A 20,635-nucleotide genomic window follows, 5' to 3' on the forward strand; every position below is an offset into this window, starting at 1 on the left:
CAAGCCGGCTAGAAGAGACCGGTACGCACGTACTGCCTGAGGTTGTCGAGGATGTCGCTCAACCACTGGCTGCGGACGGCCGGCAGCCGGACGAGGGTGCGCTGGAAGGCGCCCGGATCGGCTCGGAACAAGTACCCGGGGCGGGGTGGGGGCGGGTCGTCCCGGAGGACGCCGTCGGGCATGCCGCCCGACGCGGGAATCGACAGGTGCGGCTTGGGAAAGGCCAGCTCCAGCCACACCCCGAACGGCAGCGGCACCGGGCAGGCCGAGGCAGCCGGTCCGGCCGGGGTCCACGTCTGTCCGGTCTGGGAATGGGTTGGTACGAGGACGATGTCGGCGCCCGTGTCGGGGACGGGGCGTCCTGGACCGGCCAGAACGGCGCGCCGTGCGGGCGGGCCTGCGGGCAGCAGGGCGTCGAGGGCGCGTTGGAACACCTCCTTGCTCAAACCGTCCGGGACGGTCACCGGGGCGCCCTGCGAGGCTGCCAGCAGGTGAGCGAGTGCTTGACCGGCCGCGGCCTCCCACTGGGGGCTCCACGACCAGAAGTGGTTCCGCCCGCGCCGCGACCCCCAGGTGTCGATGGGCTCGAACGCAGGCGTGCGGTTCTCTGCCTGCAACAGCTCTGTCCAGGTGAGCGGTACGGAGTCGGCCCCGTCGAGGAGAATGCGGCGCACGGCGTTGGGCGCGAGCCACACTGCCTGCCACAGTGAGCAGTCGTCGATCCGGCTCGCCACGGGCAAACCGCATGCAGCGCAGGCCATGTTGGGGCCGTCTGCGCCGTCGAGGCCACAGCAGTAACCGCCGGCCCTCTCCGGGATCAGCAGGGTGCCGCGGGCATCACCGGGTGCGATGACGATTGAGCCGGGGGCTCCATCGGAGAGGGCGTGGACCGGCGCGTAGATGCCGCGGGCCAGCGCCTCGTCCGGATCGACCTCCTCCCATCTCCGCCACGGCGGCCCCCAGGGCTCGGGGTCGACGGCGAACGTGCCCGACTCCATGAGCACCGGGAGCTGAAGCCCGTTCCCGTACGTCTGATGAGCGTGGGCGGGCAGGACGACCCGGGACAACGGGATGGTCAGCTCGGCGCCGCATCCCGCACACACGAAAACGAACAAACATCCTCCGTCGGGGAGTCGGGGAGTCGGGGAGCCAGGGAGTCGGGGAGCCAGGGAGTCGGGGAATCCGGGAGTCGGGAGCATCGTCGCAGCCTCGTCGGAGTCCGGCCAACGTGTTTTGGCTCCCCTGCGGGCGCCTCACCAACCTGTGCTGGCCCCCCGGAGGCCGGGGCCGCCGCGTCGCCCACCGGGCCCTGGGCGTTGTCGGGGCTGCGGGGGCCAGTAGTCTGTGCCGGTTCCACGGGAGGGGCTGCCTGGCGGTAGGGGATTCCGCGTAGCGGCGGGGCGGCAGCACATGGAGCAGTGCGGGGTCGGTGTTCGGCCTCTGCTTTGTCGCGGGTGATGGGGAGGGTGTGTGGGCGTGGTGGCCGGCAGACGTAGGGCGTGGCTGGTGTGGGCGGGTGCGGGCATGGTGCTCGCCGCCGGATGCGGTGGCGGGGATGCGTCGCGCGCGGAGAGCGAGCGGGTCGGGCCGGCGGCGTACGCGAATGCGGGCGCGGTCCCCGAGCAGCTGGGCCTCGACGGTACGACCATCAGCGTGGGGGACCCCAAGGCCGCGGTGACGCTTCATCTGCTGGAGGATCCGCGCTGCCCGTCCTGTGAGGCGTTCGAGCGTACGGGCGGTGGTCCGGCGCTGGCGGCGGCAGTCGTACGCCGGGAGGTGCGGGCGCAGTACACGATGGCCTCGTTCCTGGACGACCGGCTCGGGGGTGGTGGCTCGAAGCGGGCGGTCAACGCTCTGCGGGCGGCGCTGGAGGCGGGAAAGTTCGCCGAGTACCACGCCGTGCTCTACGGCAATCAGCCCCCGGAGGAGTCGGACGGCTACACCACCGCGCGTTTGCTCGAACTCGCCTCGCGGGTACCGGGGTTGCGCGGTGCCGCCTTCGACAGCGCGGTGAAGACGATGAAGTACCGGGCCTTCGTTCGGGCATCCGAGGAGGCGTACGAGGCGAAGGGCACCGAGGAAGGCTTCGGGCCGGGTACCCCCAGCCTCGAAATCGACGGCTACCCCGTCCCCAGGGCCTCCAGCGGGCTTCTGTACGACGCGAAGTCCTTCACTGCCCTTCTGCGTGAACTTCGGGACGCACACGTCTCCTGACCAGGGCGATCCGAGCGGGCGATCCGAGCGGCCGCCGACTCCTCGTACTCCCTCGCAGGTACGCCGACGCGGTGCCCGCACCGAGCAACCCTGCCCTCGCGCACCGAACGCCCCGGAGTGCCGCATAATGACCCGGCCGGCGTCGGTAGTGGTCGGCACGGATCGGCAAAAGTCAGCAGGGGGCGCACTTCGCCGACGGTGCAGGAAGCCAGAGGGGTGGACACGATGAGTGAGACCGGTGGAGAGCCGCACGCGGACGACGTGGTGCAGTTGGTTGGAGTGCCGCACGCGGACGACGTGGTGCAGTTGGTGTGCCAGGCGACGGGTGAAGAGTTCCGGGAGGCCACGCAGGTCCTGCTCCAGGCCTCTCCTGCCGGACGTAACAACCGCAGGCTGCTCATCGGCTTTGGGTTGTTCCCCTTGGCGCTCAACCTCTGGGTCGACCGAGGGGCCTTCGACCTCTTTCCGCTCCTGTTCGCTGCGCTGTTTCTCTCCTACGCCCTGGTGTTCGCGCCTCGCTTGCAGGCCAAGCAGGCCCACCGGCGCGCGCAGGCGGAAGGGCCGCGGTACATCACCGTGGACCCCAGCGGGCTCACGGTGGCCACCGCGCACCAACGCCAGTGGTCCGGCTGGCCGACGTTCTCCGGCTATGTGGAGACCCCCCGGCTGTTCGTGGTGCTCAGCGCGGACAAGAAGTGCATGACGTTCCTGCCCAAGCAGGCCGTACACGCCGCCGGCGAGCCCGACGGCGCTGACCGTCTCCGCCGTATCCTCGCCCAGCATCTGCCGCCCGTCGGCCGTACCCCAGGCCAAGCCACTCATCCCGATCACGTTCACTCCCTGCACGGGTGACGCGGGTTTCCCTGAAAGGGCCTGGGAGGGCCTGAGAGGGGAGGCCGACGGAGGTCGGTCCGGCCGGGTCAGGCGGGGTCGTTGTCCGCGTCCGACGGCTCATCGCCGGACGACTTGCTGTCAGGGGTGCCCTTGACCTGGTCGGTCACGTCGGCGGTGTCGCCGGCCGGGGGCGGGGTAATGGTTTTGGCACCTCCGAACCGCCGGAAGTCGATCTTGACGTGGGCGGCGCCGATCGTCTCTTCCATGCGGACGGGCAGGCTGGTGCGGGGGTCGACCCACAGGGCCAGGGTGATCTCCTGGACCTTGCCGGTGTACTCCCCCATGAGGCTGCCCTTGCTCTGCCCGGTGAGCGCGTCCCCGGCGGCACCCCACTGGCGAGGGGCGACGTGGACCACGTAGTGGCGCGTGACCTTGCCTCGGACGGTCTCGGTGCCCAAGTCCTCGGCATCACGTGCGTACTTGAGCGCCTTCAGCCCGGCCGTCGGGTCGCCGTTGCCGTGGCTGATGGCCGCCTCGCCGCGCTCCCCGAAGACGGCGCTCGCGTCGACCCGCATCCAGTGCACGCCCTTGAGCGGGCCGCTGTCCTGCGGATCGATCTGGTAGTAGTAGGCCCCGCCGACGAAGAGCATGCGGGTGGTGGGCGCCGACCGGAGGTCCTTGATGCCCGCACTGGCCGTGTTGATCTGCGTGTCGAACGCGGGCCGGGTTCCCCAGGTGTACGTGCCGGTCGCCGTCATCGGTGCCGGCTGGCCCGCCCCCGTGATCGTGGCCGTGATGTCCGCGGACCTGGCCCGCTCCGTCATACCGGTGGTGCGCGCCAGCGCCGCCATCACCGCACCGCGAGCCTGATCGGTCGCGTCCGCCGCCGACTTCGCGGTGTCCTTCGCCTCGTGGGCCGTGCAACCCGTCAACCCTGCCAGGACAACCGCGGCCGTCATTCCGATTGCCACATGCCGCTTACTCATGAATCCCACCCCTGGAAATACGTACGCCGAGCGCATCCACTGCGATCGCTCCACGTCAGGAAGTGGACTGTAGGGGAGGCCACGGACAATGGCCCCTGGTTTTCCCCGCAGCGCTCCCCTCGATGGGAGACCTGGCAGCGCCACAAACCAGTTGGTGCGGTGCGACCGGCCTCGACGCCATCACTACATGTTCGCCCGCGCGAACATGACATGGCCCCCATGTGAGGGAGCAGTGAAGTGCCTGTGTATGGTGCCAGAGACCTGAAGGCGCGGTCCAGACCAATCGCGCCCTCTCCTGACCAGCCGGGGGCCAGTCCATGAAGTTCATCCAGCGCACGCTCGCTGCCACCGCCGTCGCCACCGCCGTCGCCACCGCGTTGGCCGCAACCGCCGGTACCGCGTTCGCGGCCGGGAACCCGGCCGACGCGGCCACCCGGGCCGCCGAGCAGCGGCAGCACGTCCCGGCCGCCAAGGGCAAGCCGGCCGCGCCGCGTGCGGCGGCCGGTTCCTGGGAGCAGACGGCCACCTTCCCGATGGCGGCCGTCGAGCGGGACGGGTGGCTGAACTGGTACTTCCCGGACGGCCGGGGCGGGTTCGAGGCGTCGTGGCCCACCGCCGCCGACTTCAGCGGCTTCAAGCACCTCATCCAGGTTGACCAGGACAAGGACGGGGAAAAGGACGGTGCCTGGAGCATCCTGAAGGACGGCACGCTCTACTACGCCGGCACCAACACGGGGTCCGCGAAGACGATCGGCGGGGGCTGGCAGATCTACAACAAGGTCCTCTCCCCCGGCAACCTGGCCGGGGCCCGCGAATCCGACCTCATCGCCGTGGACAAGTCCGGCGTGCTGTGGATGTACCTCGGCTACGCCGACGGCCGCGTCACCGCCCGCACGAAGGTGGGCGGCGGCTGGGGCCAGTACACCGAAATCGCCGGGCAGGGTGACCTGAACGGAGACGGGCGCACCGACATCGTCGCCCGCGACAAGGCCGGCGTCCTGTGGCTCTACACCGGCAACGGCAACCGCAACGACCCGTTCAACAGCCGCGTGAAGATCGGCGGAGGCTGGAACACCTACAACCGGATTCTCTCGGTGGGTGACCTCGACGGTGACGGCCGCTCCGACCTGGTGGCCCGCGGCAACGACGGCACACTGTGGCGCTACTCCGGCAACGGCGGCTCCCGTGACCCGTTCGACAGCCGGGTCAAGATCGGCTGGGGCTACAACTCCCTCAACCTGATCTGATCCCACCCTCCCCGGGCCGAGGACGTCGGTCGGTCTGTGGACAAGTCGTAGGGAGGGGGGCAGCGTCGTGAGGATGGGGGCGGCCCGCTTGTGGGGCCGCCCCCACCAGGCGTTCCGGGTCCTCGCAGACAACCGCACGCCGCGCCCCCGACGCCTAGCGAGCCGTCGACAGCCCCCCGACACCCACCGAGTCGTCGACATCCGTCGGCGACCTCACCATGTGTTCCGCCGGTCTTCCTTGAGGTTTCGATGCGCCGCTCCTTTGTCCTCCTCGCCGCCACCGCGATGCTGTGCGCCGCCTGCACCGGAGCGGGTGACGACGAGAAGCCACGTGCGGAGGCTGCCGCCGCCGTACGCGACGCGGTCACCGCGACCAGCCACACCAGCGCCCGCTTCACCTCCACACTGACAACCCCCGTCGTCGATCCCGCCAAGCCGCCGCAGGTGAAGGCCTCGGGCAGTATCGATCTGGCCACCGGGAACGCTCGGATGACCGTCACGCACAGCTCCTCCGCCGTCGGGGCGGAGGAGATCCTTTACAAAGAGCGCGTCTACATGCGGCCCGCCGTACCCATGGATGTGGCGGTGGAGCTGGACGACCGGTGGGGTGTGGACCTCCGGCGCACCGCCGAGACCCACACCCCCTTCCGGCCGCCTCTCAACGACCCGGCCTATACCCTGCAGCAGGTCGCGCGGATGAAGGACGTACGAGCCGAGGGCACGGAAACCGTCCACGGTGTGCCCACCGAGCGCTACCGGGGCACCCTCGACCATCGCACCCTCACCCTGCGCCTGGCCACGGAGACCCGGGAGAACGCCGACCTCCTGCGCGACGCGTACGGCAGCGACCTCCCCATCGCGGCTCAGGCCTGGGTGGATCACCACGGGCGCCTCGTGCAGGCCCGGTTCACCCTCAAGGACCGCACGGTCACGCACGCCGTGATGACACTCTCCTTCACGGATCTGGGTACCCCCGTACCGGTCACCCCGCCGTCCCACGACGAGGACACCGCCCCCCTGCACGACCAGCTGCCCACGGGCCTGACCGGCTGACGTTCACTGCACCCGTCTCCGCGAACTCGTCACGCGCGGGCACACCTTCGGCCGCCGCCGGGGCTCAGTACAGGTCGCGGTACGTGTTCCAGCCGTCACCGAGCTTGACCCGGGGCTGGAAGCCGCCGTAGCCGTTGGAGCTGTAACGGAACAGCTCACCGCGGGAGTTGGAGGCCAAAAGGTCTCCGCGGCCGTCGCCGTTGATGTCGCCCGGGGCGGCGAGGTTCTTGAACTGCTGCCAGCCGGGGCCGACGTACAGACGCGACTTGAACGGCGAGGTGGAGACGCCTGTGCCCGCGTACAGGTACAGCTTGCCGTCGCCGGTGCGCGCGACGACGTCCGCCAGGCCGTCCCCCGTCAGGTCGCCGGCGCCGACGATCTTGTCGTACGCGTTCCAGCCGCCGCCGACCTTCAGGCGGGAGGCGAAGCCGGTGCCGGTCCCGTTGCCGCGCTGCAACCACAGGGTGCCGGAGCCGTCGCGGGCCAGCAGGTCGCCCTGGCCGTCGTTGTTGAGGTCGCCGGGGCCGGTGACCAGGTTGTAGGCGCCCCAGCCGCCGCTCACCGCGGTGCCGCGGTTGTACAGCCAGTTCTGGTAGATCTCCAGGAGCTCCGGCTGGCCGTCGCTGTCGAGGGAGGAGGCGAACCGGACGTCGGCGTGCGCCCAGCCCCCCGTGTCGCCCACCTGCTGGCGGCTCCCCAGCTGGCCGTTGTTCGTCGCGGAGTAGTAGAACAGGGTGCCCTGGGTGGTGCGCGCGAGGATCTCGCTCTTGCCGAGGAACGGGTTGCCGCCCTGCGATCCGAACCAGGAGCCCACCTCCCAGCCTTCGCCCCAGTATTTGCGGTCCTGGAAGTTGCCGTGGCCGTCGGCGAGGTAGAGGTAGACCGTGCCGTCGGCGGTGCGGGCGAAGACGTCCGCGTATCCGTCGCCGTTGGCGTCGTCCATGCTCAGGAGCTGGTTGTAGGTGTCCCAGCCGCCGCCGACCTTGGCGCGGCCCTTGAGCGGCGCCGCGCTGTCCCCGGTGCCGGCGTAGACGTACAGGTCACCGCCGGGCGTGCGGGCCAGGACGTCGGCGATGCCGTCGCCGTTGACGTCGTTCGCGCCGAGCAGCTGGTCGTACGCCCCCCAGCCGCCGCCGACCTTGATCCGGCCCGCGAAGGGGTCCGCGTCGGCGCTGCCGTTGCCGGGGTAGAGGTACAGGTCGCCGCCGGGCGTGCGGGCCAGGACGTCCATCTTGCCGTCGCCGGTGACATCGCCCGGGGTGAGGAGCTTGTTGTACGCGTTCCAGCCGCCGCCCGACCAGGTGCGGTAACCGGCGTACCCGGCGCTCGGGTTGGTGTAGAGGGACAGGGTGCCGGTCGACGACAGCGTCAGCAGCTCGGGGTGGCCGTCGCTGTTGAGGTCGCCGGGGGCGAGGACGTCCTTCTGCCACTCCGTCTGATCGGCGAAGGTGTACTCGACGTCCTCCTTGCCCTTCACGAACGTCCGCAGCCACAGCTTGCCGCTCGGCGTGCGGTAGAAGAGGTCGCTGTAACCGTCGCCGTCCATGTCGGCACGGGGCTTGGCGGGCGCCGCGGGTGCCACCGCGCCCGCCTTGCGGTGAGCCGTGCCCTTCGGAAGCGTCCCGGTAGGGTGCGCGGCCTCGGGCTTGGCGGGTGTGACGGCCGTGTGCGGCGCCGGCGGCGCTCCGTCGGCCGACGCCGTGCCGGACAGCAGCATCCCGGCAGACAGGGCGAGGGCGGTGCAGGCCGCGAGACGGCCCGTACGCGAAAGGCGCACAGAAGACAAGATTCCCCCCAGGGAACAGGTGAGTGAAACCGGGGGGGGTGGGGTGCGTCGCGGCTCAGGTGGTGAGTGGAGCGCGCGGACGCTCCTCGGAGACATTCCTCGTGCGGAGCGGCGCGGCGCGCGCATGGTGCGATTCCGCGGCCGCCTGGCCATGCCGTGCATGGCCGCGCGACGAACTACCGAGATCCCCCCCGGGATGTGGCTGAAGCCTACAGGCGGTGCATCAGGTGGTTGAAGGGAATATTGAGCCACCGGACGGGCTGCTGCATCCGCGCGTTGCTGGGCATGGGGCGGGGGGTGATTGGGGCGGGCTGTGGACCGTCCCGCGCAGCCCAGGTCGCCCATACAGCAGCCCCTCGCATTCCGCCCCCCTTCCGGTCGGAGGAGCTATACCTTCCTCAGCTTGTACAGGTCCCAGGAGTCGGGGTCGCCGATGTACTGGTAGAGGGTGGGCCGTTCCCGTGTGCCGCCCACGTTCCAGGGCAGCCACTGGCAGTCCTGGACGCTGACGTTGACCTCCTGGCTCCAGGTGTCCCGTCCGGCGTCGAACGTCCACGTGCCCTCGCCTGTGCACCGCGCCACCTCAGAGCCGAGGTTTTCGTCGAGCCGCTCATCCTGGACGCCGGACGCGGTGACCCTGCCGTCCGCGGTGAAGGTCAGCGTTGCGCCTTTGCCATCGGACCAGGTGCCGACAAGAGCCGGCGCGGACATCGTCGGCGGGTGGTACGTCGTGAGGAGGTGCGTCTGGAGCGCCACACCGCCGAGGACACCGACGCTGATCACGGCCAACACGCCCCACCCGGCCACCGCGCCGAACGTTCCTCGCGGCGACCGGCCGACCAGGGCCGGGACGGTGAGCGCGACGGTGGCCACCATCCACGAGCCCCCAGCCGTCGTCCAGTCCGCAGCACCGAGGAGGGCGGCCCCCATCGCCAGGGGCGCAAAGGCCGCCGCCAGGACCAGGGGTACCCACCACCAGGCATTCCGGCCGCCGTACCGCCGCCCCAGCGCTGCGGCGACCTGGATCGCGGGCAACACGAAGACCGCCGAGAGGGCGGCTCCGAGGAAGGCGCCTGCCGCTGCCACGAAAGGCAGGGCCAGCAGCCCGAGGGCGTAACCGCCGCCGGCGTTGGGCGACTCCCGCGTCTGGCCGTACACCACGGCCACCACGAGAGCGAGCACCGCCTCCAGGAACAGCACCACCATCGAGATCCACAGCATCCGACCGACAGACCGCTCGTGCGCCACAGCAAAGCCCCCTCGCGACAAGGCGTACGAGCGTGACTCGCCCATCGGCCGATCGCCATACTGCCAGGTGTTTTGAACGCGTTCAATTCGGGGGGTCGTCGCACTACAGCGGTGGTGCGCGGGACGGCCGTCTCCGGCCACTCCCCCACTCACGCACCGCAGATCCGGCGCTCCCATCCTCCGGCGGTAGCGGGGGGGGGAGCACCGTGCTCCCCAGCGCTCCACGGCAGTTGTCAGTGGTGGCTGCCACCATCGGGGACATGATTCGATTCGCATGGCGGCCGTTCCTCGATCGATGGAGTGGGGAATGGGCCGACGCAGAGGAATTGCAGGACGAGCCCGGGGAAGGCGACCGCCAGGCCCGGGCCGCTCGCTGGCTCGGGTTCGATCCCGCCGACGAGGAGCGCCTGCTGGCGCTGGAGGAGCGGCTGGGGCGGCCGCTGCCCCCGTCACTGCGCTCCTTCCTCCAGGTCACCGATGGCTGGCGGCACGCGGGGCACTTCGTCTATCGGCTGGCCGGGACCGAGCAGATCGACTGGTGCGGGGATCCGCACGGCATGCGCGACATCTGGCTGGAATCCGGGGAGGAGGACGAGGACGAGGAGGCGGTCCGGGAGGCCGAAGTGTGGCAGCGCTCGCTCCAACTGTCCTTGGAGTCCGACATGGTGGACGTCCTGCTGGATCCCGACGACGTCGACGAGCGCGGTGAGTGGGCCGTCCGTACGTATGCCAGTTGGCGCGGGTCCCCTCCCGACCGCTACGAGTCGTTCAAGCACTTCATGGAGGCCATGTACGAGGAATTCCTCGCCATGTCCGCCGGCCTGCCCGGTTTCGCCAACGAGACGACACGGTCCCTGGACGCCGCCGTAGAGCAGGCACGGAAGGACGCCCTCGGTGGTGCGTACGAGCCGGCGGCCGAGGTGCTGGCCCAGGCGGTGGCGTGCGGGCGCCCCCGGGCCGCGCGCATGCTCGACCAGATCCGGATGCTCTCGGGTGCGTCCGGCGGGACGACCCCCGAGCGCGGTGGTTCCCTGCACGACGCGTATGTCGCCCGCGAGGCGATGCCGCTCGACTGTCTGCGCCAGGCGGACTCGGGGCGCGACGACGACGCATGGTTTCTGGAGCAGTACCCCGAAGAGGACCGCGAGTTGGTGGCGGGGGCGCTCCAGCGGATACGTGAGGGTACGTACCGGTACGAGGCGTCAGGCGCGTTCGGCGAAGCGGTCGACGCCACCCGGGCGCTGGCCCGGCAGGCGCGGCCCGAGGCGGCATGGCGGGCCCTGGCGGCGGCCGTGCCCTCCTGGCGACCCGTCGCCACCGACCACATAGCGCCCGTGGGTCTGCTCGCCGATTCCGTCCTCCGCCCGGTGATCACCCCGGAGCGGGCGCGTGCGCTGCTGGCCACGCCTCGCGGTGGCGCCGAGGCAGTCACGGAACTCCGCACCGCCACGGCGGCCGCCCCGGCGGGAGAGCGGACTGTGCCGGACGCCGACGGCCTGGGCTGGCTGGTGGGCCCGGAGTCGCTGCGGCACGGGTTCCGGCTGCTGCTGGTGGAAGGAGTCGATCCCGCCGAACTGCACCGGCGTTTGGGATCGGGCGGTCCGCTGCTCCCGGCCCTGACGATCTGGGATGCCGATTTCCGGTACCAGATCCAGGGCGGCGAGAAGTGGGAGAGCAGGGCGATCGTGCGCACCGGAAGCGCGGGCGTCGGTGGGGCCGGATGGAGTTTCGCCCACACCACGGCCTGGAGAGGCGGGCGTACGGCACGTTTCGTCTCCCCCGCGGTGGCTGCCTCGCGCGGCACCCGGGCCCTGACGATCGTCGCCGACCACGCCTCCGACCACTTGGACGGCCGGCCGGAGAGCTTCTACGTCTCACTCGCCGAGGACGGCCGACTCGTGCACTCCCTCGCCGTGGACGGCGATGAGGTCACCTCCACCGGCGACACCCCCCTGTACTGGGGACCGCGGGGAGCGGCTTCACGTACGGACGACGGCGACGCGGAGGGCGCCACCACCCTCATCCCGCGCCGGACGCTGGACGCGATAGCTGATGCGTTCGGAGTGAGCGTCTCGGAGGAGGCCGTCCTGCGCGGGCGCCTGGACGCCTTCGAAACCGTCTCCTGGCTGCGGGAACCCCGGGAAGGGGAGACCTGGGCGTACGCAACGTGGAGCCGGTGACGCGGGACCTCGCCTCGCTCCCTACCGGCCGCTCGCCTTCTGCTCAGCACCCTCCTCGAACGCCCGCGCCCGCCTGCCGGTGTGCGAGGTCGTCGTCGGCAGTTCCACCGTGACGCGGAGCCCGCCCGGCGGGCGTGGGGTGAGGGTGAGGGTTCCTTCGTGGGCTTCTGTGATCGTCTTGACGATGGCCAGGCCGAGGCCGAGGCCGTTGCCGGAGTGGTCGGTGTGGACGCGTTCGGTGCCCCGCTGGAACGGTTCCGTCAGGGTCGCGGCCAGGTCCTCCGTGATCTGGTCACCCGTGTTCTCCACGGTGAGGAGCGCGCTCCCGGGGCGCGCGGTGGTCGTGACCCACACCGCCCCGCCGCCCTCGGGCAGGTTGTGGACGATCGCGTTGTGCACCAGGTTCGTGGTCAGTTGCAGCAGGAGCGTGGACGAGCCGGTCGTCGGGGCGATGTCGCCGGTGGTTTCGAGGGTGACGCCTCGCTGTTCCGCGAGGGGGAGCAGGGTTTCCGTGGCCTCCTCCGCCAGCAGCGACAGGTCCACCGGTTCGCGGGTGAAGGACCGTTGGTCGGCGCGGCTGAGCAGGAGCAGTGCCTCGGTGAGGTCGATCGCCCGGGTGTTGACCGTGTGGAGGCGTTCGATGAGCGCGCCGGTGTCACGGGGTGGATCCGTGCGGGCCACGTCCAGGAGCGCCTTCGAGATCGCCAGCGGGGTGCGCAGTTCGTGGGAGGCGTTGGCCGCGAATCTCTGCTGGGCGGCGACGTGTGCTTCGAGCCGTTCGAGCATCGCGTCGAAGGCGTCGGCCAGTTCGCGGAACTCGTCCCTGCGGCCCGGGAGCCGGATCCGGTGGGAGAGCGATCCGTGCGTGGCCGCGCGGGTGGCCTCCGTGATGCGGGTCAACGGCGCCAGCATGCGGCCCGCCAGGAGCCAGCCTCCCAGGAGGCCGAAGACCAGCAGGAACCCCAGTACCGCGGCTGCCCTCGGGGCGAAGACCTCCAGGAGCGCGGACCTGATGGGGAAGACACCGTTGGTGGGCCTGTCGTCGGGGTTGATGAGCATCGCCCGGTTGGGGACGTATCTGAGGAGGAACACCCATACCGCCGCCAGCACCATGACTCCGGCCAGCATCAGGAATCCGGCATAGCTGAGGGTGAGTTTGAGGCGGACGCTCATACCGGGTGCCCTGTTCATGCTCTGTTCCCCTCGGCATCCCCGGTTTCGGTCCCTCCCCCGAGGCCCCCGTGTCCTGTCTCCGGCTCGGCTGCGATGCGGTAGCCGGTGCCCGGCACGGTCGCGATGATCCAGGGTTCGCCCAGCCGCTTGCGCAACGCCGAGACCGTGATCCGTACGGCGTTGGTGAACGGGTCGGCGTTCTCGTCCCAAGCCCGTTCCAGCAGTTCTTCCGCGCTCACGACACCCCCCTCGGCCGCCACCAGGATGTCGAGCACGGCGAACTGCTTCCTGGTCAGCGCGATGAAACGGCCGTCCCGGTAGACCTCCCGGCGGAACGGGTCCACCCGTAGCCCCGCGATCTCGCGTACGGGGGGACGGCTGTGGGCGCGTCTGCGGTCCAGTGCTCGGAGCCTGAGGACGAGTTCTCGGAGGGCGAAGGGTTTCGTGAGGTAGTCGTCGGCGCCGAGCTCGAAGCCGGAGGCCTTGTCGTCGAGGCGGTCGGCCGCGGTGAGCATCAGGATCGGCATGCCGCTGCCCGAGGCGACGATGGTCCTGGCGATGTCGTCGCCGGACGGTCCCGGGATGTCGCGGTCGAGGACGGCGATGTCGTAGGCGTTGACGCCCAGCAGTTCCAGAGCGGTGTCTCCGTCACCTGCGATGTCGGCCGCGATCGCTTCCAGGCGCAGGCCGTCGCGGATCGCCTCGGCCAGGAAGGGTTCGTCCTCGACGATCAGCACGCGCATGGTGGCGATGCTACGAGCCGGCGCCTATCGCCCGCGTATCGAAAACCGCATACGTCTCCGCAACACGGAATCGCCTTGAGTACCGGTACCGGTACCGGGGGGGGCGCACACCGCTCCCGTGCCAGGACCCGACGACACGCGATGACCGGCAGTGAGCAGCAAGGAGAAGCCATGACGCAGGTGGACACGCCGCAGGCCCGGCAGGCCGGGCGGGGCGGCGCCGACGGCCGGGTTGCGGGCGTCGGTGGGTGGCGCGCGGGCGTCCGCCGGGCGATGCGTATGGCTTGCGCGCCCGGAGCCTGGAAGCGCGGCCTCGTACTCGCGGCGCTGGCGCTGTCGCTCGGTCTGCTCATGCTGCTGCACGCGTACGTCACGGACCGGGCGGGTCTGGGCAGCCTGGTGGAGACGTTCCTGCCGTGGTTCGGCCTGTTCGTCCCGGTGCTCCTCGTCGCGGGCCTGTGGCGCCGGTCCGCCTCCGCGGTGGTCGCGCTGCTGCTGCCGGTCGCGGTGTGGCTGAACCTCTTCGGCGGGGTGCTCGGCGACAGGTCCCGGCCGGGCAGCGACCTCACCCTGGTCAGTCACAACGTCGACGCCGACAACCCCGACCCGGCCGGCACCGCCCGGGACCTGGCGGCCCGCGGGGCGGACGTGCTGGCGCTGGAGGAGATCACGGCGCAGGCGAAACCCGTGTACGAGAAGGCCCTGGCGAAGGCGTATCCGTACCACTCCGTGCTGGGCACGGTCGGAGTGTGGAGCAGGCTGCCGCTGTCCGACATACGGACGGTCGACGTCGCGACGGACTACGGGCCGCTGGCGGCCACCAAGCCGGCCGACGTCAAGCTGGCCTACAACCGGGCGCTGCGCGCCACGGTGGCCACGGGCCGGGGTCCGCTCGCGGTGTACGTGGCGCATCTGGGGTCCGTACGCGTGCTGCCCAGCGGGTTCTGGACGGGCAGCCGGGACCGCGGCGCGACGGCGCTCACCGGGGCCTTGGCCGCCGAGCGGAACGAGCGGGTCGTGCTGCTGGGCGACCTGAACGGCACCACGGGCGACCGCGCGTTCGACGGCATCACGGCGCGGCTGCGCTCGGCCCAGGACGCGGCCGGGAAGGGCTTCGGGTTCAGCTGGCCCGCGACGTTCCCGATGGTGCGGATCGACCAGATCCTCGTACGCGGGGTGGAGCCGCGGAGCGCGTGGGTGCTGCCGGCCACCGGCAGCGACCACCGGCCGGTGGCGGCCGGGGTGGACTGGTGAACCCGGCAGGCCCGGGACAGCCCCCGCCCCCGCACGGGGGCCAGCCCCCGCCCCGACCGGCCCGTAGCCCGGATGGTGGCGCCGACCTCGTACGACGAGGCTGAACGCACAAGATCCACCGAGCAGAAGGAACCCCCCTGTGTTCAGCTTCAAGCCGCCGCGCCGCCGTACCGTCCGCACCGCCGCCGTCGGCGCTCTCGCCGTCGCGGCCTGCGCCACCGTCCTCGCCGGCAGCGCCGGAGCGATCGTCGGCGGTACGGACTCCACCGAGCGCTACCCGTTCATGGCGTCCATCCCGGAGTCGGCCCCGTCGCAGGGTCTGTACGACGGGAACTGCGGGGGCTCGCTCATCGACCCGCAGTGGGTGCTGACGGCGGCCCACTGCCTCAAGGGGGAGGGCCTGGAGGTGGACGGCACGGTGCGCATCGGCAGCGACCACCGCAAGTCCGGTGGGACCGTACGCAGGATCGACCGTTCCTTCGTCCACCCCGGCTATGTGAACGGCGACAACAAGGCGGCCAACACGAACGACATCGCGCTGATACGGCTGGACCGCCCGGTCTCCCAGAAGCCCATCAGGATCGCCGAACAGCCCGGGCGGCCGGGCACCCCGACGCGGTTGCTGGGCTTCGGCACCACCGTCGACACCGCGTTCGCGTTCCCGGAGCGGTTGCAGGAGCTGAACACCCGCCGGGGCGCCGCGTCCGAGTGCGCGCCGGGGTACGCCGACCGCACCCGGCTGTGCACCATCACCACCGTGCCCCGGGCGATGGCGTGCTTCGGGGACTCCGGCGGACCGCAGGTCCAGAAGGGCCGGGACGGCCGCTGGGAGCTGATCGGCGTCACCTCGGGGCCCGGCGCCCCGAACGTGCCCTGCTCCGAGGGCCCCGGCCTCTACACCAGCGCGCCCGCGTACGCGGACTGGATCAAGAAGACCATGAAGGCCAACCGCGTCTCCTCCACCTCCGCCTCCCCCTCCTCCGCCTCCGCTTACGCGCCGTCGGCCACCGCCCCGGGGTCCGGCCCCGCCACCACTGGCGGCATGGCCGAGAAGTAAGCCGTAATCGCCGATACCGGTACGACTGACGGCAACCCCGCCGTGATCGCCGGGCGGCCACTGCCCTCGGCGTCACCGGCGGCGGCACCGCAGTCGCGGTACACCACCGCCGGACGCGCGACGCCGCCTGAACAACCGGTTACCCCTCGGCGCGGCGCGACACCAGCGGTGTCCTCTACCGCTCCTTCTGACGCGTTCCCCGCCCGGTACGGGCCGTCCATGGTCCGGCCGGTAGTGCCCGGGCGGTCAGGGCCCGCAGGAGGATCAGGACCGCTCTGCCGGCCATCGGGGCCATTGGCGGCGGGGCGCGGGCCGCGACGAGCGTTCCCTCGTGCGGCACGGCCCTCTTCGGGAAGGGCCCCGCCGGTCACCCCTCCGTCGGCCCGTCCGTCACCCGTGCCGTCAGCGGGACCGTCAGCGAACGGAGCGTCGCGTCCGGTGCGAGGGTCGTGAGCAGGGGGTGGCCGTCCGGGGTCAGGGCGAGCGACGGGCCCGTGACCGTTCGGCTCGGCAGCGTCGACCAGTGGGGGTTCGGCGGGCCGTCGCCCAGGCGTGCCCAGCTGACGGTGCCCGCGTTGTTGCGGCCCGCCAGGAGCACTCCGCCGCCCACCGCGAGCAGCGCGAACGCCCCGTAGCCCCGGCCGGGGAGGGCGGAGGAGGGCTCCGGCCGCCACGTGCCGTCGGGGGTGAGCCGGTGCAGGAGCGGGCGGGCGGTGACCGGTTCGCGGAGGGCGAGCAGGACCGAGCCGTCCGGGCGGGGCAGCGCGGTCGGCGGGTCCGCCGACGCCGGGAGGCCGGTGGGGAGTTCGGTGAACGCGCCGCCGGGGGTCTGCTGGGTCCAGTGGTGCACCGCGTCGCGGCCCGTGGCGAAGACGTGGACGCGGCCCCCGGTGTCGGTCACCGCTGCCACGCCGTCCTGGAGGGGCGGTACGGGTGCTGTCGTACCCAGCGGGGTCCAGCGGGTCCAGCTCCCGTCGGGGTGCTGGACGCGGGTGGCGATGCCCCGCTCCCAGTTCCGGGCGAAGAGGTGCAGGGTGCCGTCGGCCGCCCTCGCCACCGCCGGGGTGCCGACGCGGCGGCCCCGCTCGGGGTCGCGGTCGGGGGTGCCCAGCGAGGTCCACGCCCCGAACGCGCCCCCGGGGCGGGTCTGGCGGGTGTGCGCGAGGTCGCGCCGGTTGTCGCGGGGGTGCGGCCCGAGCCCCGTGATCCGGGCCGCGAACAGGTGCCAGCAGCCCTGCGCGTCGAGCAGCGCGGTGAGTCCGAGCGCTATCCCGTCCCCACCGACCCGTATGGGCGCGCCCCATGTTCCGCTGCCGCGTGTGGTCTCCTGCCACATCACCGCCTGCCCGGAGAGCACCCCGAAGGCGTGGAGGCGCCCCGCCGCGTCCGGTGCGACCCGGGGCGCGGCGAACGGCTGGCGCGGGCTGGTGCGCTGGACCCAGCCGGTGCCCAGGGAGTTGTCGTGGCCCACGTCGTAGTCGCCGCACCCGGCCGCGAAGCCGCACGAGCCCGGGGAGCCCCCGTACACGTTGAGGATGTGCGCCTTGCGGCGTACCAGCTGCTTCGGCAGGTTCTGCGGCCAGCGCTCGTTGTAGTAGCCGCGGTACGGCACGACCGCCACGGGCGGTGCCGTACGGGCGCGGCGGTGGCGCTCCAGCGCGGCGAAGGTGAACAGCGCGGTGGCGGTGTGGTCGGGGTGGTCGGAGTAGCCGGGCTGGTCGTGGTGGAGGCGGTTCGCCTTGTCGCGGTCGCGGCGGCCGGGCGCACCACGGCCGTTGTTCCCGCCTCCGCCATTGCTCCCGCCACCGCCGTTGTCCCCGCCGCCGCCTTTGTTCCCGCCGCCGGGCGCGTCGTGGGGCTGGCGGTCCGGGTCGGGGTCCATGGTCCGTACGACGGTCGGCGCGTACCGGTCGAGCAGATGCACCAGGGCGTCGACGAGCCCGGTCCGGGTCACGGCGTACGAGCGCGCCACCGGTGAGCCGGTGCTGACACGGGTCCGGGTGACGGCGGCGGGGTCGGCCCACAGACGGGGCAGCACCCAGTCCGGGCCGTACTGCTGGATGCCGAGGAACACCAGCTGTACGTGGTCGTGGCCTTCCAGCGTGTCCAGTTCGGCCGCCAGGCCGCCGGGCAGGGCGAGCGGTCCGGTCCGCCAGGGCGCGTCGGGGCGGCCGGTGACCATGTACGCGTACGCCTGCCGCAGCCCCTGGCGCCGGGCCCCGGCGTAGCCCGGCTCGTCCGGGCGGGGCGCGGGCCCGCGGCCCGGGACCTTGTTGATGCCGTCCTTCTCGCCGCAGTTCAGATAGACGCTGACCAGGCGGTCCCCCGCCGTGAGCGACTGCTCCAGGTCGGGGTTCATGAAGTACAGGTCGTCGTCGGGGTGCGCGACGATCTGCAGGACGGTGGCGGTGCCGCGCGGCCCGCCCGTGGGGGACGTGCCCCTCGGGGACGCGCCGCCGCGCCCGTCCGGGTCCGAGGCGTTCCGGCGTCCCGGCACACACCCCGCCGCGGCGACGGCGACGGTCCCGGCCATCACACTCCGGCGCGCCGGCCCCCGGCTGGGCTGCGGTATCACGGTCTCCCCCTGGCAAGACGAACATACGGGCGCCCCCGGCCCGGCCCCGGCACACCCGCCTCGGTCAGTGGCGGGTCCATCCGTCGACCCGGCCAAGATACCCGGCGCCGTTCGGGGGTGCGGTGGTTTGCCGGGTGGGGGGTGGTTTGCCGGGGTGGTCTGCCGGGGGTTGCCGGGGTGAGCGGGGCGGGTGCCGGAGGAGGGTGCCGGAGGAGGGTGCCGGAGGAGGGTGGGCACTGGCGGTGGTGACGTGGCTCACGTCAGCCCCCTTCCCTCACCTCCGTACGTACGTCACCTCCGCCACCTCCGCCGCCTCCTCACCTCTGCCACCTCCCCCCTCCCGGCGCGCGCCCGGCCGTCAGCCGACGTACGGGCTTTGGCCGCCCAGCCGTGCCGACGTTAAGGTGTGGCGCCGTACTCGGCGGATCGCTCCCCTGCGGGAGGTGGGAAGGGGGGCTCATGGACGCCGAACACGCTCGGCTCGTCGTCGCGGCGCAGACCGGGGACGACCGGGCGCGCGAGGAACTCGTCGCCGCCTACCTGCCGTTGCTCTACAACATCGTCGGACGGGCGCTGAGCGGCCATGCCGACGTCGACGACGTCGTGCAGGAGACCCTGCTGCGCGCGGTGCGCGACCTGCCCGCCCTGCGCGCCCCGGAGAGCTTCCGGTCCTGGCTGGTGTCGATCACGATCCGTCAGATCAGTACCCACCGGGACCGGCAGCGCGCCTTCGCCGGGCGGACCGCGGTCATCGACGAGGCACACGAGATACCGGACGCGGGCGCCGAGCCCGAGGACGCGACGCTGCTGCGTCTGCGGATGTCCGACGAGCGCCGGCAGGTCGTCGAAGCCACCCGGTGGCTCGACGCCGACCACCGGATGCTGCTGTCGCTGTGGTGGCAGGAGCGTGCCGGGCTGCTGAGCCGTGACGACGTCGCCGCCGCGACGGGGCTCACCACAGCCCACGTCGGCGTACGTCTGCAACGCATGCGCGAGCAACTGGAGTTGAGCCGGACGATCGTCGCCGCGCTGGCGGCCGAGCCGCGCTGTGCGGGGCTGGACGAGGCCGTCGCCGGGTGGGACGGGGCGCGTACCTCGGTGTGGCGCAAGCGGATCGCGCGGCACACCCGCGGATGCCCGGTCTGCGGGGCGACGACGGCGACCCGGGTCCCGGCCGAGCACCTGCTCTTCGGTCTCGCGCCGCTGGCGGTCCCGGCCGGGCTCGTCGCCGCGCTCGCCGCAAAGGGCCTGCTGTCGGGGACGGCCGCCGGCGCCGCCGGGCTGGCCTCCGCCCCCGTCGCCCTCGGCACGGCGGCGGGAAGCGGCGGTCTGCACGGCTCGCTGATCGGCAAGCTCTCCGCGGTGACCGCGCATCCGCTGCTCGCCCTCGCCACCGGCGCGGTACTCGTCACCGGGACCGCCGTCTACGTGACCTGGCCCGAACCGGCACATCGGGAACCCGGTGTCAGCGCCGCTCCCACCCCCGGCCGCTCCACGACCGGCCGTCCCCCGGCCGGTCCTCCGGCGCCTTCCTCCTCGCGCCCTGCCACGCCGAGCCCGTCGCGCACCACCGCGTCGGCCGGGCCGTCCCCGGCGGTGAGTCCGTCCGCCGCCCCCGGTTCGGTTGCGCTGGGCGCCCAGTCGCTGGAGTCCGTGGACGCCCCCGGCCGGTACCTCACGTACGCCGGTGACCTCGCGGCGCTCGGCCCGGTCTCCGCCTCCAGCGACGCGCCGACGCGGCAGCGGTTCACCTTCACGGTCGTCAGGGGGCTGGCCGACACCCGGTGCGTCACCTTCCGCGCCGCCGACGGCCGCTATCTGCGCCACCGGGAGCTGCGGCTGCGGCTGAGCACCAGTGACGGCAGCGCCCTGTTCCGCGAGGACGCCACCTTCTGCCCGAGCCCCGGGGCGGTCGCCGGGTCGGTGACCCTGCACGCCCACAACTACCCCGGGTCGGTTCTGCGGTGGCGCGACGGCGGTATCTGGCTCGACGGCTCCGACGGCACCCGCGCCTTCGCCGGGCAGGCCTCCTTCGTCCTGCGCAGGCCCTGGGCCTGAAGACCCGCTCCCACCCGCCCCCTTCTGCTTCCTCCTGCTCCCTCCTCCGCCCTGAGCAGGTCCGGGCAGGCGCCTCCCCAGCCCAGCCACTCCCCGCAGCCCCGCCGGCCCCGTCGCCGCGGGCCCCGCCGGCCCCGTCGCTCCCGCGGCACGACCAGCCCACCGGGCCCCGCGTAACGCTTTCTTCCCGCGAGATGCATCACCGGGCGATCCGCCGCCCCGCGCCA

Annotated in this window: 15 protein-coding genes; 8 read left to right on the plus strand and 7 right to left on the minus strand. The window is 72.2% G+C overall.

Translation table 11 applies throughout. The features are described from left to right. Positions 1-8 precede the first annotated feature (8 nt). Positions 9-1,115 carry a hypothetical protein gene (locus AC069K_RS28775; RefSeq protein WP_478621260.1) on the minus strand — a complete coding sequence of 369 codons (1,107 nt, stop codon included), beginning with the start codon at positions 1,113-1,115 and terminating at the stop codon, positions 9-11. A gap of 364 nt (positions 1,116-1,479) precedes the next feature. On the opposite strand from AC069K_RS28775, the gene AC069K_RS28780 reads away from it, so the two are divergent. Continuing rightward, positions 1,480-2,214 (plus strand): DsbA family protein, encoded by a 735-nt coding sequence (locus AC069K_RS28780; RefSeq protein ID WP_478621262.1) that lies wholly within the window; start codon positions 1,480-1,482, stop codon positions 2,212-2,214. Positions 2,215-2,439: 225 nt separating this feature from the next. Then, positions 2,440-3,066 carry a hypothetical protein gene (locus tag AC069K_RS28785; protein WP_478621264.1) on the plus strand — a complete coding sequence of 209 codons (627 nt, stop codon included), beginning with the start codon at positions 2,440-2,442 and terminating at the stop codon, positions 3,064-3,066. Positions 3,067-3,134: 68 nt separating this feature from the next. Here AC069K_RS28785 and AC069K_RS28790 read toward each other — a convergent pair whose 3' ends face one another. After that, positions 3,135-4,070: an SCO4651 family lipoprotein gene (locus AC069K_RS28790; protein ID WP_478621389.1), complete on the minus strand. Its 936-nt coding sequence runs from the start codon at positions 4,068-4,070 to the stop codon at positions 3,135-3,137. Between the two features lie 281 nt (positions 4,071-4,351). Here AC069K_RS28790 and AC069K_RS28795 point away from each other — a divergent pair, with 281 nt between their 5' ends. Next, positions 4,352-5,281 (plus strand): FG-GAP repeat domain-containing protein, encoded by a 930-nt coding sequence (locus AC069K_RS28795; RefSeq protein WP_478621266.1) that lies wholly within the window; start codon positions 4,352-4,354, stop codon positions 5,279-5,281. Positions 5,282-5,530: 249 nt separating this feature from the next. Beyond that, entirely contained in the window at positions 5,531-6,334 is an 804-nt protein-coding gene (locus tag AC069K_RS28800) for an SCO4651 family lipoprotein (RefSeq protein ID WP_478621268.1), read from the plus strand. Positions 6,335-6,398: 64 nt separating this feature from the next. On the opposite strand, the gene AC069K_RS28805 is transcribed toward AC069K_RS28800, so the two are convergent. Both AC069K_RS28805 and AC069K_RS28810 read right to left on the minus strand, forming a co-directional pair. After that, positions 6,399-8,111: an FG-GAP repeat domain-containing protein gene (locus tag AC069K_RS28805; protein ID WP_478621270.1), complete on the minus strand. Its 1,713-nt coding sequence runs from the start codon at positions 8,109-8,111 to the stop codon at positions 6,399-6,401. Positions 8,112-8,507: 396 nt separating this feature from the next. Next, positions 8,508-9,341, minus strand: coding sequence for a hypothetical protein (locus tag AC069K_RS28810; protein WP_478621272.1), 834 nt, complete (start codon positions 9,339-9,341; stop codon positions 8,508-8,510). A gap of 287 nt (positions 9,342-9,628) precedes the next feature. Between AC069K_RS28810 and AC069K_RS28815 the strand changes: the two genes are divergently transcribed. After that, complete coding sequence (locus AC069K_RS28815; RefSeq protein WP_478621274.1) at positions 9,629-11,548, plus strand: SMI1/KNR4 family protein; 1,920 nt, start codon at positions 9,629-9,631, stop codon at positions 11,546-11,548. A 21-nt stretch (positions 11,549-11,569) separates the two neighbouring features. Here AC069K_RS28815 and AC069K_RS28820 read toward each other — a convergent pair whose 3' ends face one another. Continuing rightward, positions 11,570-12,739 carry a sensor histidine kinase gene (locus AC069K_RS28820; protein ID WP_478621276.1) on the minus strand — a complete coding sequence of 390 codons (1,170 nt, stop codon included), beginning with the start codon at positions 12,737-12,739 and terminating at the stop codon, positions 11,570-11,572. Then, positions 12,736-13,464 (minus strand): response regulator transcription factor, encoded by a 729-nt coding sequence (locus tag AC069K_RS28825; RefSeq protein WP_478621278.1) that lies wholly within the window; start codon positions 13,462-13,464, stop codon positions 12,736-12,738. Before AC069K_RS28825 ends, AC069K_RS28820 begins: the two co-directional genes overlap by 4 nt. Before the next feature lie 273 nt (positions 13,465-13,737). Here AC069K_RS28825 and AC069K_RS28830 point away from each other — a divergent pair, with 273 nt between their 5' ends. Both AC069K_RS28830 and AC069K_RS28835 read left to right on the plus strand, forming a co-directional pair. Beyond that, positions 13,738-14,718, plus strand: coding sequence for an endonuclease/exonuclease/phosphatase family protein (locus AC069K_RS28830; RefSeq protein WP_478621391.1), 981 nt, complete (start codon positions 13,738-13,740; stop codon positions 14,716-14,718). A 139-nt stretch (positions 14,719-14,857) separates the two neighbouring features. Then, complete coding sequence (locus AC069K_RS28835) at positions 14,858-15,775, plus strand: S1 family peptidase (protein ID WP_478621280.1); 918 nt, start codon at positions 14,858-14,860, stop codon at positions 15,773-15,775. A 367-nt stretch (positions 15,776-16,142) separates the two neighbouring features. Here AC069K_RS28835 and AC069K_RS28840 read toward each other — a convergent pair whose 3' ends face one another. Next, a complete protein-coding gene (locus tag AC069K_RS28840) occupies positions 16,143-18,308 on the minus strand; it encodes a PIG-L family deacetylase (protein ID WP_478621282.1) in 2,166 nt (721 codons plus the stop codon). Positions 18,309-18,809: 501 nt separating this feature from the next. On the opposite strand from AC069K_RS28840, the gene AC069K_RS28845 reads away from it, so the two are divergent. Continuing rightward, positions 18,810-20,408: a sigma-70 family RNA polymerase sigma factor gene (locus AC069K_RS28845; protein ID WP_478621284.1), complete on the plus strand. Its 1,599-nt coding sequence runs from the start codon at positions 18,810-18,812 to the stop codon at positions 20,406-20,408. Positions 20,409-20,635 lie beyond the last annotated feature (227 nt).

It is taken from the genome of Streptomyces sp. NPDC043908, assembly GCF_056435525.1.

Coding starts and splice junctions, on each gene's coding strand:
- AC069K_RS28785 (WP_478621264.1), top strand. CDS start 2,440: ATGAGTGAGACCGGTGGAGAGCCGCACGCGGACGACGTGGTGCAGTTG.
- AC069K_RS28790 (WP_478621389.1), bottom strand. CDS start 4,070: ATGCGCTCGGCGTACGTATTTCCAGGGGTGGGATTCATGAGTAAGCGG.
- AC069K_RS28795 (WP_478621266.1), top strand. CDS start 4,352: ATGAAGTTCATCCAGCGCACGCTCGCTGCCACCGCCGTCGCCACCGCC.
- AC069K_RS28800 (WP_478621268.1), top strand. CDS start 5,531: ATGCGCCGCTCCTTTGTCCTCCTCGCCGCCACCGCGATGCTGTGCGCC.
- AC069K_RS28810 (WP_478621272.1), bottom strand. CDS start 9,341: ATGCTGTGGATCTCGATGGTGGTGCTGTTCCTGGAGGCGGTGCTCGCT.
- AC069K_RS28815 (WP_478621274.1), top strand. CDS start 9,629: ATGATTCGATTCGCATGGCGGCCGTTCCTCGATCGATGGAGTGGGGAA.
- AC069K_RS28820 (WP_478621276.1), bottom strand. CDS start 12,739: ATGAACAGGGCACCCGGTATGAGCGTCCGCCTCAAACTCACCCTCAGC.
- AC069K_RS28825 (WP_478621278.1), bottom strand. CDS start 13,464: ATGCGCGTGCTGATCGTCGAGGACGAACCCTTCCTGGCCGAGGCGATC.
- AC069K_RS28830 (WP_478621391.1), top strand. CDS start 13,738: ATGCGTATGGCTTGCGCGCCCGGAGCCTGGAAGCGCGGCCTCGTACTC.
- AC069K_RS28840 (WP_478621282.1), bottom strand. CDS start 18,308: ATGGCCGGGACCGTCGCCGTCGCCGCGGCGGGGTGTGTGCCGGGACGC.
- AC069K_RS28845 (WP_478621284.1), top strand. CDS start 18,810: ATGGACGCCGAACACGCTCGGCTCGTCGTCGCGGCGCAGACCGGGGAC.